The organism is Bacillus sp. AFS073361 (genome assembly GCF_002567005.1).
Taxonomy (GTDB): domain Bacteria; phylum Bacillota; class Bacilli; order Bacillales; family Cytobacillaceae; genus Neobacillus.
The window spans coordinates 1-13,505 of record NZ_NUZU01000032.1 but is presented as its reverse complement, the minus strand read 5'-3'; the positions used below and the strand labels follow the sequence as shown (position 1 = coordinate 13,505).

The following is a 13,505-nucleotide window of genomic DNA, read 5'->3' as shown; positions in this document are numbered from 1 at the left end:
AAGAGGATATGTTTCGCAACATGATGAACGGAAAGATCCACCGTGCCACTGTTACTGAGGCAAATTTAAATTATGTAGGAAGTATCACAATTGATGAAGATATTTTAGATGCAGTTGGAATGATTGCTAATGAAAAGGTTCAAATTGTTAATAATAATAATGGTGCACGCCTAGAGACTTATATTATTCCAGGTGAAAGAGGCAGTGGAGTTATTTGTTTAAATGGTGCTGCCGCCCGTCTTGTTCAAAAAGGTGATATCGTGATTATCATATCCTATGCGTTGATTGCTGAAGAAAAAGTAGCAGCACATAAACCAAAAGTGGCGATCATGGATGAAGGTAATCGGATTAAAGAACTGATCCATGCTGAACCAGCACTAACGATTATGTAATCCCCGTTTAGGGGATTTTTCTTTTTTAACGAGGGTTTTATATAATATATGTAGTAACATTAATCAAAAAGTTTGTGGTAGAATCAAAAGCTTATAGTAGTGTATACTTGTGTATACTTTTTCTTTTAAAGATTATGTGATACCGTTTGAATGAACGAAGGTTTGGGGTGTTAAAATAAATGTTAAATAAATTTGTCGTAATCGACTTGGAAACAACGGGAAACATTCCAAAAAAGGGTGATAAAATCATTCAATTTGCAGCTGTGGTCATTGAAAATGGGAAAATCACAGAAAAGTTTTCATCACTCATTAATCCCAAAAAATCCATCCCCATATTTATTGAAGAATTAACGGGTTTAAATGATGATATGGTTAAAGATGCGCCGCTTTTTTCCGAAATTGCGGAAAAAGTCATGTCTTTACTGGACGGGGCCTATTTTGTTGCACATAATGTTTTGTTTGATTTGTCCTTTCTTCAAGAAGAATTAATCCAAGCGGGCCAAGAAGGGTTCTTCGGTCCTGTTCTAGATACGGTTGAAATGGCTAGAATTCTTTATCCCACGGCAGATGGTTATAAGCTATCTGATTTAGCGGAGAGAGAAAAATTGAATCATGATCGCCCCCATCAAGCAGATAGTGATGCACAGGTTACAGCTGAGCTTTTACTGATTCTTTTAGAAAAATTGGCTTCATTACCTCTCACAACATTAAAACAGCTTGCACATTTATCAGGCGGATTGAAAAGCGACCTACAACAGCTGCTTGATGAATTACTGATTAATAAAGAAGAAAATGTCGAAGGCTTATCTGAGACATTGGAGATATTTAGGGAACTTGCTTTAAAAAGGATTCCAGACCAAATTAGGCTCCCTGCTGAAGAGAAAGAATATCATTTCCCTGCATCTGAGGCTGAAAAAATCAGAATGGTCAGTCAGGCATTTAAAGCTTTCGAGCAAAGAACGGGTCAATTTACCATGATGGATACAATCTATCAGGCTTTTCAAAATGAAAACCATGCTGTGATTGAGGCTGGTACAGGTGTTGGCAAGTCTCTGGGCTATTTGCTGCCAAGTGCTTACTTTTCTAAGAAGAATAGGCTTCCAATCGTTGTAAGTACACATACTATCCACTTGCAAGAACAGATTTTAAAAAATGAAATACCGCTCTTGTCTAAACTTTTGCCCTTTCCATTAAACACTGTATTACTTAAGGGAAGAAATCATTATATTAGTTTAGAAAAGTTTCACCAGACGCTGGCAGATGATAACGATAATTACGATACCGGTTTAACAAAGATGCAAATTCTTGTTTGGCTGATTGAAACAGAAACAGGTGATCGGGATGAGTTAAACCTTTCAAGTGGCGGTCAAATTTTTTGGAATAAAATAAAGAATGAACCAGGAATTTTTTTACAGGACGAAGCGTGGCAAGAAAGAGATTTTTATTTAAGGGCAAAAAGAAAAGCGGAAGTTGCTGATATTATTATTACAAATCATTCTTTATTATTAAGTGATATTAAAGGTGAAGTGGAGATCCTGCCTGAATTCTCTTATGCCATTATTGATGAAGGGCATCATTTTGAGAAAGCCGCTAGTCAGTTTTTTGGACATACATTGGATTATTTATCGACCCGTCTCCTATTAGGTCAATTTGGACTGTATGAACAAAAACAGCTCTTTTATGATTTGGAAATGCTGCTGGATTCTGTACCAAGTAAAAATGAAGCCAGGACCAACACTACTAAGTTAAATCAACTTGTGACAGATCTTACGTTTGAAATGGACGAATTTTTCCAATTGATTGCTCTTTTTGCGAGAGCCAAGATGGCGAATAAAAAAGGAGTTAATCGTGCCAAAATTCGCTTTTCACCCAATGACGAAGCAAGAGAAAAAAAGGCATTGATTCATAGTGCTGAGAGATTTGCCTTTATACTAAAGGACCTTGATTCAGAAATTAGTGAACGTCTTGAATGGTTAAAAAATGCGAGTACTTCTTTTTCACGGATAGAAGAAAATAAATTGGAAGAAATCCTCCAATTTCAAAGCGAATTAGCAGATCTTAGAGATACGGTTACTAATTCCTTTCTTAAAATAACGAATGATGTAAAATGGATTGAAATAGATATACGCTCACCGCAAAATGTTACTACCTTTATGGTTCAGCCAACATCCGTAGCAGGGAAGCTAAATGAACAATTCTTTCAATTAAAAAAAGCGGTAGTATTTACTTCAGCAACGTTGACTGTAAATAAATCATTTGATTATTTTATAAAGGAAATGGGTCTAGACCCTGAATCTACGGTCCAATTAAATATCCCATCTCCATTTGCATATAATCAACAGGTGCAGCTTTTAATTCCTGAGGACTTACCAGAAATTAATACAGTTTCTTTAGATGATTATGTAATTTCAATTACGGAGCATATCATAACAATAGCTGAAGCAACTAATGGGAGAATGCTGCTTCTATTTACCGCCTATGACATGTTAAAGAAAACCTATGAATTAATCAAAGAGAGTGGTTTTTTACATGATTATGCAATGATTGCCCAAGGGATAACTAGTGGAAGCAGAACAAGACTAACCCGAAACTTTCAACGCTATGATAAGGCGTTATTGTTGGGGACAAGCAGTTTCTGGGAAGGTGTAGATATACCTGGAGAGGACTTGTCCTGCCTTGTTATTGTTAGACTTCCATTTAGCCCGCCAGATGATCCTTTAACAGAGGCGAAATGCCAGTTAATCGAAAAACGGGGGGGGAATTCCTTTTCTGAATACTCCCTTCCAGAAGCAATCCTCCGATTTAAACAAGGTTTTGGACGCCTTATTCGAACAGAAAGTGATCGTGGTATCATTGTGGTGTTTGACAAAAGAATTGTAACCACCAAATATGGAAAGGCATTTTTGAAATCAATTCCTCCGGTTCCTATTAATCGAGGAAAGATGGATGAATTAGTTGAAATTATCCACTCGTGGTTATGATTTGAGGGACATCAATTAAAGTTATTCTGGATAAAAATTGGTAAATTAACACATCCTTTATATAGGAGGTGTGTTATGAGAACCTTACTAATTATCTTGTCATTTTTTCTTCCAACCACACTCATGGTAGAGGCATCAGGGCCATCATTAGATAATATTGAAAATATTAATTTAAATATTAAAGACCATGAAGTTGCAGTCACTTTTCTGGGTTTGTCGGCAGGGGAAGCAACACTGATTCAAGGCGCAAATAACGAGAATACCTTGATCAATACCGGAGGGAAAGAAACTGCTGCTGAATTAGAGGGTTGGCTATTCCTTTATGATGTAAAAGAGATTTCTAAATTAATCCTTACACATAACGGAACAGAACTTTCTAAACAACAATTAAATCGTCTAATCTCGAAATATAATATTAAAGAAATTATTTCAACACCTAAATTCTCTGCTAAAATCAAAAAGGAACTAGATTCAACAAATAAGCCTGCAGTTGTCTCATGGGGGCAGGGTACAAAGAGGCCAATTCTGCCTGAGATGACTGCTGAAGTTCAATTTGTGGGAAATGATACGAATGAAGGTATGGATTTAACACTTGATTTTTTTAATCATCGAATATTCCTAATGACTTCATTCACGCCAAGGGCAGAAGAGACACTCTTGGAGAAAAATCTAGAGAATATTAATGTGTTTAAAATCCCTAATGGTGCACCGGCAGACTCTTTATCTGAGAAATTAATTCAATATCTAAATCCGCAAATTTCAGTCCTTTTTTCACCAGAAGAAGAGGCGCATGATCCAGATATACTAGTAGATCTTCACGAAACGTGGTCAGAAATTTATTCAACGAAAAAACATGGAACTATAACAATAAAATTCACGGAATCAAATTATGAGATCATAACCATACCGATTGAAACGGATGAATAAAATTTTATTAGAAAAATCATAGCATCTTTGACCCGCTTTTTGCTTCCACCTGTTATAATAATGGATAAGATTTATTAAAAATTGTAGATAAAAAGGAATAATATTGGAGGATAACGGATGGAAAGTAAAATAGAAGTTTTATCAACAGTGAAAATCCAACACAGTCCGGATTTGTATAAAATTGTTGATGCCCTTAATCGAACCTTGAAACAGGAAGACCTTATGTTTGGACTTGCACTGGATCAAGCGAATCAAAATACAGCGATTTTTACGATTTATCGTACATAAAGAAGTGAATTAGCAATGAAAAAGTGGATTATTGTTCTATCAATAATAGTATTAGCCTTTTGTGGGTTATTGATAAAAGTTTATTTATCAGCATTGGATCCCGTGAAAACAGCAGAGACAAAAGCTGTCTCACGTGCTCAAGAGAAAATTTCACTAAAGGAAGTAGAAGATTTTCATATTTATAATGGTATTGAAACGATTAATGTCATTGAGGGGAAAAGTAAAAATGGTGACAAAATTATCGTATGGATGCCTGAGAAAAGTAAGGAAATTATCGTAAGAAAAGCTAAGAATGGCTTAACAAAGGAAGAAGCAATTCAAAAACTTCAACAAGAGAAAAGCCCGAAGAAGATTATCTCTGTTCGTCTCGGTATGGAAAAGAATATCCCACTGTGGGAAATTTATTACCGTTCTAATAATAATTTAATAAATTATTACTATGTTCACTTTGATACAGGTGAATGGCTAAAAAAAATTGAAAACCTATAAATAGATGGAGAGCGGAGGAATTGAAATGGTAGTGGAATTAGCTAATCGTGTAAAAGCACTTACACCTTCAACAACATTAGCGATTACAGCAAAAGCAAAAGAACTAAAGGAACAAGGGGAGGATGTTATCGGTCTAGGTGCTGGTGAGCCTGACTTTAATACCCCACAACATATTTTAGATGCTGCATTTCAATCAATGAATGAGGGGCATACGAAGTACACCCCTTCAGCTGGCTTGCCTGCTTTAAAGAAGGCAATTATCAATAAATTTGTTGAAGACCAGGGGTTAACATTTAATCCTAATGAAATCATTGTTGGAAATGGCGCAAAACACGTTCTTTATACCTTGTTTCAAGTGGTCTTAAATGATGGTGATGAGGTCATCATCCCAACACCATATTGGGTCAGTTACCCAGAACAAGTAAAATTAGCTGGAGGCGTACCAGTTTATATTGAGGGATTTGAGAAAAATCAATTTAAAATCACACCAGAACAATTAAAAAAGGCCATTACGAAGAAGACAAAAGCAGTTATTATTAATTCGCCTAGCAACCCTACAGGAGTTCTATATACTGCTGAAGAACTTTTGGAAATAGGCAAAGTTTGCCTTGAGGAGAACATTCTCATTGTTTCAGATGAAATATACGAAAAGCTAGTTTATGGAGAAAATAAACATATTTCAATTGCTCAACTTTCTCCTGAATTAAAAGAGCAAACGATTGTTATTAATGGCGTTTCCAAGTCACATTCGATGACAGGTTGGAGAATAGGGTATGCAGCTGGTAATAAAAACATTATTGAAGCGATGACAAACCTTGCTAGCCATAGTACATCTAATCCAACAACAACTGCCCAATATGCAGCCATTGCAGCTTACACTGGTTCACAACAGCCAGTAGAAGAAATGAGGAAGGCATTTGAAGAAAGATTAGAAATTATTTTTACTAAGCTTGTTGCAATTCCAGGTGTGACATGTGTAAAACCACAAGGAGCTTTTTATCTTTATCCAAATGTAAAGAAAGCAGCAGAGATAACTGGGTACCAGAATGTGGATGCTTTTGTAGAGGCACTACTCGTGGACGCTAAAGTTGCAGTAATTCCTGGGTCAGGATTTGGAACGCCTGATAATATTCGTCTTTCCTACGCAACATCTTTAACATTGTTAGAAAAGGCAGTGGAGAGAATCCACCAATTTGTGGTTTCAAAGTCAAGTATGGTCAATCATTAATTACTGTAAAAAGTCTGCGAATCGCTGCAGGCTTTTTGCTTTTAGTTACCAAAGATGGATGCCGTATACTCTTACTCGGATAGAATGTTCATGATATACTTAACAGGAGGTGTCCTGAATATGAAAACAAACTTATTAGCATGGATTCAAGAAGGAAACATTACTGTTCCTACATTATTATTTTCTGAATATCGCAATTTAAATTTAAATGAATATGAACTTGTTCTTTTATTAAATATTCTCACCTATTTAGAAAAAGGTCATGAATTCCCTACTCCGGATGAGCTTTCAGCAAGAATGACGATAACTATTTCTGAATGTAATGAAATGCTCAGGAGACTGATTCAAAGAGGCTTTATTCAAATCACCGATGGACATAATCATGATGGTATTCGATATGAGAAGTATTCCATTGAGCCTTTATGGGAAAGACTGATAGAACAGTTCTTAATAAATAATAAAATGAATAAAGAATCGGACAAGAAAGCTGATGAAACAGATCTTTATACATGTTTTGAAAAGGAATTCGGACGTCCGCTTTCTCCGTTTGAATGTGAATCACTTGCAATGTGGATGGATGATGATCATCATGACCCAATGATCATAAAAGCGGCATTACGTGAAGCAGTAATGTCAGGGAAATTAAATTTCCGCTATATTGATAGAATTCTCTTTGAGTGGAAAAAGAGTGGAATAAAAACAATCGAGCAGGCTAAAAACCATGGTCTTAAATTTCGTCAAAAACAAACACAAAAGGGAAGTATCAAAGACGAACCACACCAACCAACTGTCCCTTTCTACAACTGGTTAGAACAATAAATTCGAAGAGCGAGAGACATATCTCTCGTTTTATTTCATTTAAATAGAAATAGGTGAAAGATATGCTAAATAACAGCCAAATCCGTTATTGCCTTGATCAAATAGGCGCAATGTTTCCCGATGCCCACTGTGAGCTTAACCATTCGAATCCATTCGAACTGGTCATTGCTGTAGCTCTATCAGCGCAATGTACCGATGTCCTCGTAAATAAAGTAACCAAATCATTATTTGAAAAATATAAAACACCCGAGGATTACCTAGCTGTTCCACTTGAAGAATTACAAAACGATATTCGTTCGATTGGCCTTTACCGAAATAAAGCTAAAAACATCCAAAACCTTTGTCGAATTGTATTAGAAGAATATAACGGTGAAATCCCAACAGACCGTGATGAGTTAACAAAACTGCCTGGTGTTGGCAGGAAAACAGCGAATGTTGTGGTGTCGGTTGCTTATAATATACCCGCAATTGCAGTAGACACACATGTGGAAAGAGTTAGTAAACGATTAGGTATCTGCAGGTGGAAAGATTCTGTCCTTGAAGTGGAAAAAACATTAATGAGGAAGATTCCAAAAGAAGAGTGGTCACTCACACACCACCGCCTGATTTTTTTTGGGCGTTATCACTGTAAGGCACAGAATCCACAATGTCCAAACTGCCCTTTATTAGAGCTCTGCAGGGAAGGAAAAAAGAGGATGAAAGGGCAGGTCGCAAGCAATGCATAAAAAGGAAGTGGAGATTTCCAACCTTCTGACAGAATGGAAAAATAGTAAAATGCAATTGGAAGTACTATTTCGGGAACGTGAGTATAAAAATACAAAATTGTTGATGGATAAGGGGATTCAATTGTTTATTCAATTTCTGGCTTGGTCCAATGATTTGCCAGTTGCTTTGAATGAATCGCTTAATTTTAAACAGTTAGAGTTTAAGCCGGTTAATGTTGAGGAACGATTGGCCTTTATTACCTCAAGGCCAGCATTATATCATTCTTATCGACAACTATCAGAGTTGATGATGGAACAGGAAAAATTGTTTGTAAAGAGAAACATATTAAAAAAAGCGTCTAAACCAAATGGTTAGACGCTTTTTAATGTTTTCTGATTGCTAGGTTTTAGCCAGGAGTCCCTACAGCTGGCTGCTCTCCTGTCCCACTGTCAACTGGGATATCTGGTGGGGTTCCTTCTCCATTTCCTTGTTCCCCGCCGTTGTCACCAGTGCCATCACCTGTTCCAGTCCCGTTCCCGTTGCCAGTCCCAGTCCCGTTGCCAGTCCCGTTCCCGTTGCCAGTTCCGTTACCATTGCCGTTACCATTGCCATTACCATTACCATTACCATTACCATTGCCATTGCCATTACCATCACCACTACCATTGCCGTTACCTGGCGGGGTGGCTGGCTCATTACCCGTGTCAGGGTTAGTTTCTTGGGCTGGAATTTCAATGGTTGCCGTTACGGGATCGCTTTGTCTATCTCCACTAATCGCAATAATGGTGAAGGAATACTTTGCCCCCGGTACTGCTGGAATAGTTAATGAAGTCTCTGATTGAGTATATTTTTTCTGTTCTGTACCACTAGACACTGTAATAGAGAAAGTAACATTGGATTTATTAGAGTACTTCCAAGATAATCCTATCGTATTACTTGTCTGATCATAGTTTGCTTTTAGATTTTTTGGAGCAGCTAGTTTGTCATACTTTGTGGAAACTCGATTAGGTGAGTGACCCTTCACAGCATACTCTGTAATAATTTGACTTGATGGTGTGTATTGACTTGCTAAAACTGGAGGCATTGAGCCTCTCTCAATCCTTACTCTTTGAACGCTGCTAGGCATTTTAAAGTCAGGTGTATCGGTATCCCTAGATACATGTTCCATGACGTTTTTAAAAATTAATTGGGCTAAACGTTGATTATTTCCAACCGCATTAATAGGGGTACTCCGGTCTTTATAACCAGTCCAAATAGATGCAGTGTAATTGGTCGTATAACCCGTGAACCATGCATCAGGAACGGATCTGCTGCTTGGAATATTCCATTTTTGAATTTCTTCATCTGTATAGTTAGTTGTACCTGTCTTACCGGCTATATCAAGTCCAGGAACATCCGCTCTTGTGCCTGTACCAGGATAATCGAGGACACTTTCCATCATACTTGTTATCATAAAAGCAGTAGAGTCTTTCATTACCACTTTCGGTTCTGGAGCAGTGCTTATCACAGTACCATCTCGGAGTTTGATTTTCCTAATTGCATGAGGTTTTGTATAAATGCCTTTATTACCAAATGCACTGTAGGCACCTGCCATTTGCAGCGGTGATACACCCGTTTTAAAACCACCAATCGCATAAGATTCAAAAATTTCCTTTAAAGGGATACCTAAATCCACTGCAAAGTCTTTTGCTTTATCAAGGCCAACTTGTTGCAATGCTTGAACAGCAGGTGAATTTCGTGATAATTGCAATGCTGTTCTGATAGTCATAGCTCCCTTATAGCTTTGGTCCCAGTTCCCAAACTTTTTCCCAGAAGAATAAGTAATAGGCTTATCTTCTATCATTTGATATGTTCCCCAGTTTAAATACTCAATTGCAGGAGCATAATCAAGAATGGGTTTGATAGTTGATCCAGGTTGACGCTGGGTATCAATTGCATAGTTAAATCCCCGTTTGACTTTTTGATTTCTACCGCCCCCAATGGCACGGATTTCACTCGTTTTCGTATCCAGAAGTGCTACTCCAGCTTGGAACTCATCATCCGGATAGTCGATCACATCATCTTTGTTAAGGATATCTTCAACATAAGATTGTGCATTCGGATCAAGTGTTGTATGAATGGTTAAGCCATCAGTAAAAATATCAAAATCAGATGTTTCTTTCACTTCATCAATTACTGCATCGACAAATGAATCAAAAGGTTTCTCTTTAACCTCTCGCTCTTTTTCATTTAATACGGTATCTTTAACTGATACTTTTTTCGCATCTTCCATGGCTTGTTTCGAAATAAATCCATGCTGGTGCATTAATGTTAAGACGATGTTGCGTCTTTTTTCAGCTAAATCAGGATGGTCGAAAGGATTATAATTATTTGGACTTTGCGGCATCCCAGCAATTTGGGCCGCTTCTGAAAGTGTTAAATCCTTTAATTCTTTTCCATAGAAAATCTTTGCAGCCGTAGCAATCCCATGACTATTTTCAGAAACATACACTTTATTTACATACATTTCGAAAATTTGGTGCTTTGTATATTGCTGTTCCAATTGATAGGATAGCCAGGCTTCTTCAACTTTTCGCTTTAAAGTTTTTTCTGGGGTTAAAAATGAGTTTTTAACTACTTGTTGTGTAATGGTGCTGGCACCCTCAGAACCAAAGCCATGTTTGATATTTGCGAGGACAGCTCCTCCTAATCGAATCGGGTCAATTCCATGGTGCTTGTAAAAACGATAATCTTCTGTTGCTAAGATCGCATTTTCGACTACCTGAGGAATATCTTTATAGTTTACATATTCCCGATTAACAGCACCCACTTCTGTTACAAGTTTGTCATCTTTATCTAAAATCTTCGAAGGGATTGGATCTTTTAATAATTTCGGGTCAAGTACGGGAGCATCCTTAACTAAGTACGCGAAAGTACCCACACCAGCCAGTATACCAATAATACCAAGGGCTACTATTGTTAGAAAAATTTTCTTTACAAGCCCCCCAGATTTTTTCTTGGCTTTTGGTTTACCTTTAGTTTGGAGTTTCTTTCTGCGCTCCTCTCTTGATTGGTATTGTTCAGACATTGTAATATTCCTTCCTTTCGAGCCTAATCTCAATTGTAGAGCTTATCTATTATTTTAATATAGTCAATTCGGGGTTGAAAACCAAGTGGAATCAGGTACCCCTTTTGTTCCACTTCTTCTTTCGTGATTGATTTTCTTCCGCCATTTGTCATTCGCTCCCAAAAAGTTAACAAGTGCTTTGATTCAAGTAAGAAAACTTGCTCAAACTTTGTAAAACGGAGGATAACAAAACATATACCACCTTGATAAAGCACTTCTTCCATATGCTGTATCTGGTGTTGATGAAAATTCTTTAATGGAAATGAGGTAGGATTTTGTGTTTCCTTTGCTTCGAAGTCAATATACCTTCCTTTATAAACCCCATTATAGTCCGTCGTAGATGCTAACTTAAAATAAGCTTCCTTAATCACAGCTGCACTCCGATTTGGATAATCAACTTGGACTATTTGAACAGGTGTTGGTTTCTTATGAATAACGGCTATCTTTCTCTCCCGGTAATATTCATTTGTTTCATTTAAATCTTCCTCCAGCGTCATACCTCTGTTACTATAAGAATCATTTTTCCTTTTTTTACTGGTATTTTCTGTGTCAGCGTCAAGGGCTTTAGGTATGTACCTTTTTCCGTTTGGATAGTTAAAATTCATCTTTTACACCTCTCAAGCTATTCCTTATCATACCAAATCTTAGCGAGATTGGGGTGTATAAAATACTTTTGCATACAAAGGCTAATAACAATTGTAATGATAATGCCAAAATTATACATGATGCATTTTTCATAAAGGAACTAAACGCTAAAATGTACTAATAATCTATTAAAAAACACAAGGGAAGATGAATATGAATCATCTTACAATACAGGAACAAACAATCATTCGTCAAATTCAAGCAGAAACGAAGAAGAAAAATGTCGATAATATCTCAAGGACAGAAGCTTATTTATCTTATTTTAAAAAAAATCCTGATATCATTTGGGCTTTTTTAGCAAGTATGGTTTCAAGAAATGGTGGATGGAATATGTGTGACCTGCAAGGCTCCATCTTTCCTCAATTAATTACAGATATGACGAGAAAACAGCTTTTTCTTACCTATGAACGGGCAAATTGGCTTATTTTTAATGATGTCTATCCTCAGTTGTTGGTCTATCAATATTCGACGAAAATGAATCGACAAATGTTTCATTTACTTCCTTATTTTCATGTATCAGCGTTTATACAAAAGGAATGGTATCGATATTGGAAAGAAAACGATAAGAATAGACTAACCACTTGTTTAATCATAAATGAGCAAAATGTCATTCAAACTCCTGTAATTGACCATCCTGTTTATAAAAAAAAGATTTTCAAATCAAAGCTTTTTTCTTTTCAGGATTGGCTGCATTTCAGCTGCGTTTTGTTTCCGACATGCGGAGGAGAAGTATACGGCGCTAGCGTCAATGGTTTCAAATCACTATCGAAACGAATCAATCTAGGTAAACGACTTGCCAATATTCTTTTTCACCCGAGACTATTTCCTTACTTTTTTGAGTTTGCAGAGAAAACGCCTCATACTGGTTCAAGATATGATTATGAACAATATTTTAAAATAAAATCTGGTCAAAAAACACCGATTTTACGAGCAACCTTTCCAATTATAGAGCATAATCAACATAAATTTGAAGATTGGAGTTTGCGTCGAAGGGTCCCCCCTAGTTGGATGTATTTTCCGGTAGACAATCGTCAACCCATTCATCTGACAGATTGGTACTTTTCAAAATCCAATCAACTTCAGTTAATACTAGCGCTCCAAAAGACCTTGCAGTTAAAAAAGTGGAATTAGAAAAAGCAAGGGAGACCCCCCTTGCTTTTTTGGGTATTATTCTGCCGGACGGTTTTCACCAACAAGCTTTTTATCACCATAGCCTGTCTTTTTAACTTCACCAGCTGGTCTTGTTTGTTGCTTTTTATTTTGATTTTTATTTTTTGGCATTAATTGCACCTCCAATAATAGAATGTGCGCTTTTTTTAATTTTCATGCAAGTTAAGTGGTGTCGAAACCTTAAGGGAAAAATGCCATTTTACCACTACCTTTGGCGAATAGAAACTAGTTTTGTCAAGGCAGAAGGAAGCAAAAAAGAGAAGGAGAATTATACTAAATAGAAAATGCTGGGAGGGGTTTGATTGATGAATAAGCCATTGTCCGATAAAGAAAAGTTGATTTCAATGCTTACGGAAATATATGATCAATTAGAAGACTTGGAAGTGGTGCTAGAAGCATCCTTCTCAGACCTGCGCAAAAGTTTAGATCAGGAAGAACAGGATAAGATAATGGAATCCAAACAAAAACTATTTGGACTAGAAAAAACAATGGAAAAAGTTAACTCTATTTCAAACGTAGAAATGACCGGAGAGCCATACAACTTGAAATGGGCTTTTAATTGCCGTTAAAATAACAATATCAATGAAAGTAGCATGGAAAAAAACTTCATGCTGCTTTTTTATTTTTGGGTTATGTTAAAACTTATTAATAATTTTGGCACCCTGTTGAATGGAGAGGAAGGCACGAAGACTCCTGCGGGAGGCCGGGGCAGGGGAGACCCCGCAGGAGCGCAGCGACGAGGAGGCTCCCCGGAC

13 protein-coding genes are annotated in these 13,505 nt (G+C 36.9%); 11 read left to right on the top strand and 2 right to left on the bottom strand.

Annotation, left to right across the window (positions count from 1 at the left end; genetic code table 11):
- Window positions 1–8: 8 nt before the first annotated feature.
- The 9 genes from panD to COJ96_RS15775 all read left to right on the top strand — a co-directional run bounded on the left by panD (window position 9) and on the right by COJ96_RS15775 (window position 8,204).
- A complete protein-coding gene (panD, locus tag COJ96_RS15815) occupies window positions 9–392 on the top strand; it encodes an aspartate 1-decarboxylase (protein WP_098574780.1) in 384 nt (127 codons plus the stop codon).
- Window positions 393–571: 179 nt separating this feature from the next.
- Complete coding sequence (gene dinG / locus COJ96_RS15810; RefSeq protein WP_098574779.1) at window positions 572–3,373, top strand: ATP-dependent DNA helicase DinG; 2,802 nt, start codon at window positions 572–574, stop codon at window positions 3,371–3,373.
- Window positions 3,374–3,448: 75 nt separating this feature from the next.
- Window positions 3,449–4,300, top strand: coding sequence for a ComEC/Rec2 family competence protein (locus tag COJ96_RS15805; protein WP_098574778.1), 852 nt, complete (start codon window positions 3,449–3,451; stop codon window positions 4,298–4,300).
- A gap of 117 nt (window positions 4,301–4,417) precedes the next feature.
- Window positions 4,418–4,588 carry a YpmA family protein gene (locus COJ96_RS15800; protein WP_098574777.1) on the top strand — a complete coding sequence of 57 codons (171 nt, stop codon included), beginning with the start codon at window positions 4,418–4,420 and terminating at the stop codon, window positions 4,586–4,588.
- Between the two features lie 15 nt (window positions 4,589–4,603).
- Complete coding sequence (locus COJ96_RS15795; protein WP_098574776.1) at window positions 4,604–5,077, top strand: cell wall elongation regulator TseB-like domain-containing protein; 474 nt, start codon at window positions 4,604–4,606, stop codon at window positions 5,075–5,077.
- Window positions 5,078–5,108: 31 nt separating this feature from the next.
- Window positions 5,109–6,305 carry a pyridoxal phosphate-dependent aminotransferase gene (locus tag COJ96_RS15790; protein ID WP_142333013.1) on the top strand — a complete coding sequence of 399 codons (1,197 nt, stop codon included), beginning with the start codon at window positions 5,109–5,111 and terminating at the stop codon, window positions 6,303–6,305.
- Between the two features lie 120 nt (window positions 6,306–6,425).
- Window positions 6,426–7,124 carry a DnaD domain-containing protein gene (locus COJ96_RS15785; RefSeq protein WP_098574774.1) on the top strand — a complete coding sequence of 233 codons (699 nt, stop codon included), beginning with the start codon at window positions 6,426–6,428 and terminating at the stop codon, window positions 7,122–7,124.
- A gap of 62 nt (window positions 7,125–7,186) precedes the next feature.
- Window positions 7,187–7,849 carry an endonuclease III gene (nth, locus tag COJ96_RS15780; protein WP_098574773.1) on the top strand — a complete coding sequence of 221 codons (663 nt, stop codon included), beginning with the start codon at window positions 7,187–7,189 and terminating at the stop codon, window positions 7,847–7,849.
- Window positions 7,842–8,204, top strand: coding sequence for a YpoC family protein (locus COJ96_RS15775; protein ID WP_098574772.1), 363 nt, complete (start codon window positions 7,842–7,844; stop codon window positions 8,202–8,204). The genes nth and COJ96_RS15775 overlap by 8 nt, the downstream gene beginning before the upstream one ends.
- A 31-nt stretch (window positions 8,205–8,235) precedes the next feature.
- On the opposite strand, the gene COJ96_RS15770 is transcribed toward COJ96_RS15775, so the two are convergent.
- Both COJ96_RS15770 and recU read right to left on the bottom strand, forming a co-directional pair.
- Window positions 8,236–10,896: a PBP1A family penicillin-binding protein gene (locus COJ96_RS15770; protein ID WP_098574771.1), complete on the bottom strand. Its 2,661-nt coding sequence runs from the start codon at window positions 10,894–10,896 to the stop codon at window positions 8,236–8,238.
- Between the two features lie 29 nt (window positions 10,897–10,925).
- Window positions 10,926–11,540 (bottom strand): Holliday junction resolvase RecU, encoded by a 615-nt coding sequence (gene recU, locus COJ96_RS15765; RefSeq protein WP_098574770.1) that lies wholly within the window; start codon window positions 11,538–11,540, stop codon window positions 10,926–10,928.
- Between the two features lie 193 nt (window positions 11,541–11,733).
- Between recU and COJ96_RS15760 the strand changes: the two genes are divergently transcribed.
- Both COJ96_RS15760 and COJ96_RS15755 read left to right on the top strand, forming a co-directional pair.
- Complete coding sequence (locus COJ96_RS15760) at window positions 11,734–12,711, top strand: DUF2515 domain-containing protein (RefSeq protein WP_098574769.1); 978 nt, start codon at window positions 11,734–11,736, stop codon at window positions 12,709–12,711.
- 344 nt (window positions 12,712–13,055) lie between these two features.
- Complete coding sequence (locus COJ96_RS15755; protein WP_098574768.1) at window positions 13,056–13,319, top strand: hypothetical protein; 264 nt, start codon at window positions 13,056–13,058, stop codon at window positions 13,317–13,319.
- Window positions 13,320–13,505 lie beyond the last annotated feature (186 nt).

Coding starts and splice junctions, on each gene's coding strand:
- panD (WP_098574780.1), top strand. CDS start 9: ATGTTTCGCAACATGATGAACGGAAAGATCCACCGTGCCACTGTTACT.
- dinG (WP_098574779.1), top strand. CDS start 572: ATGTTAAATAAATTTGTCGTAATCGACTTGGAAACAACGGGAAACATT.
- COJ96_RS15805 (WP_098574778.1), top strand. CDS start 3,449: ATGAGAACCTTACTAATTATCTTGTCATTTTTTCTTCCAACCACACTC.
- COJ96_RS15800 (WP_098574777.1), top strand. CDS start 4,418: ATGGAAAGTAAAATAGAAGTTTTATCAACAGTGAAAATCCAACACAGT.
- COJ96_RS15795 (WP_098574776.1), top strand. CDS start 4,604: ATGAAAAAGTGGATTATTGTTCTATCAATAATAGTATTAGCCTTTTGT.
- COJ96_RS15785 (WP_098574774.1), top strand. CDS start 6,426: ATGAAAACAAACTTATTAGCATGGATTCAAGAAGGAAACATTACTGTT.
- nth (WP_098574773.1), top strand. CDS start 7,187: ATGCTAAATAACAGCCAAATCCGTTATTGCCTTGATCAAATAGGCGCA.
- COJ96_RS15775 (WP_098574772.1), top strand. CDS start 7,842: ATGCATAAAAAGGAAGTGGAGATTTCCAACCTTCTGACAGAATGGAAA.
- COJ96_RS15770 (WP_098574771.1), bottom strand. CDS start 10,896: ATGTCTGAACAATACCAATCAAGAGAGGAGCGCAGAAAGAAACTCCAA.
- recU (WP_098574770.1), bottom strand. CDS start 11,540: ATGAATTTTAACTATCCAAACGGAAAAAGGTACATACCTAAAGCCCTT.
- COJ96_RS15760 (WP_098574769.1), top strand. CDS start 11,734: ATGAATCATCTTACAATACAGGAACAAACAATCATTCGTCAAATTCAA.
- COJ96_RS15755 (WP_098574768.1), top strand. CDS start 13,056: ATGAATAAGCCATTGTCCGATAAAGAAAAGTTGATTTCAATGCTTACG.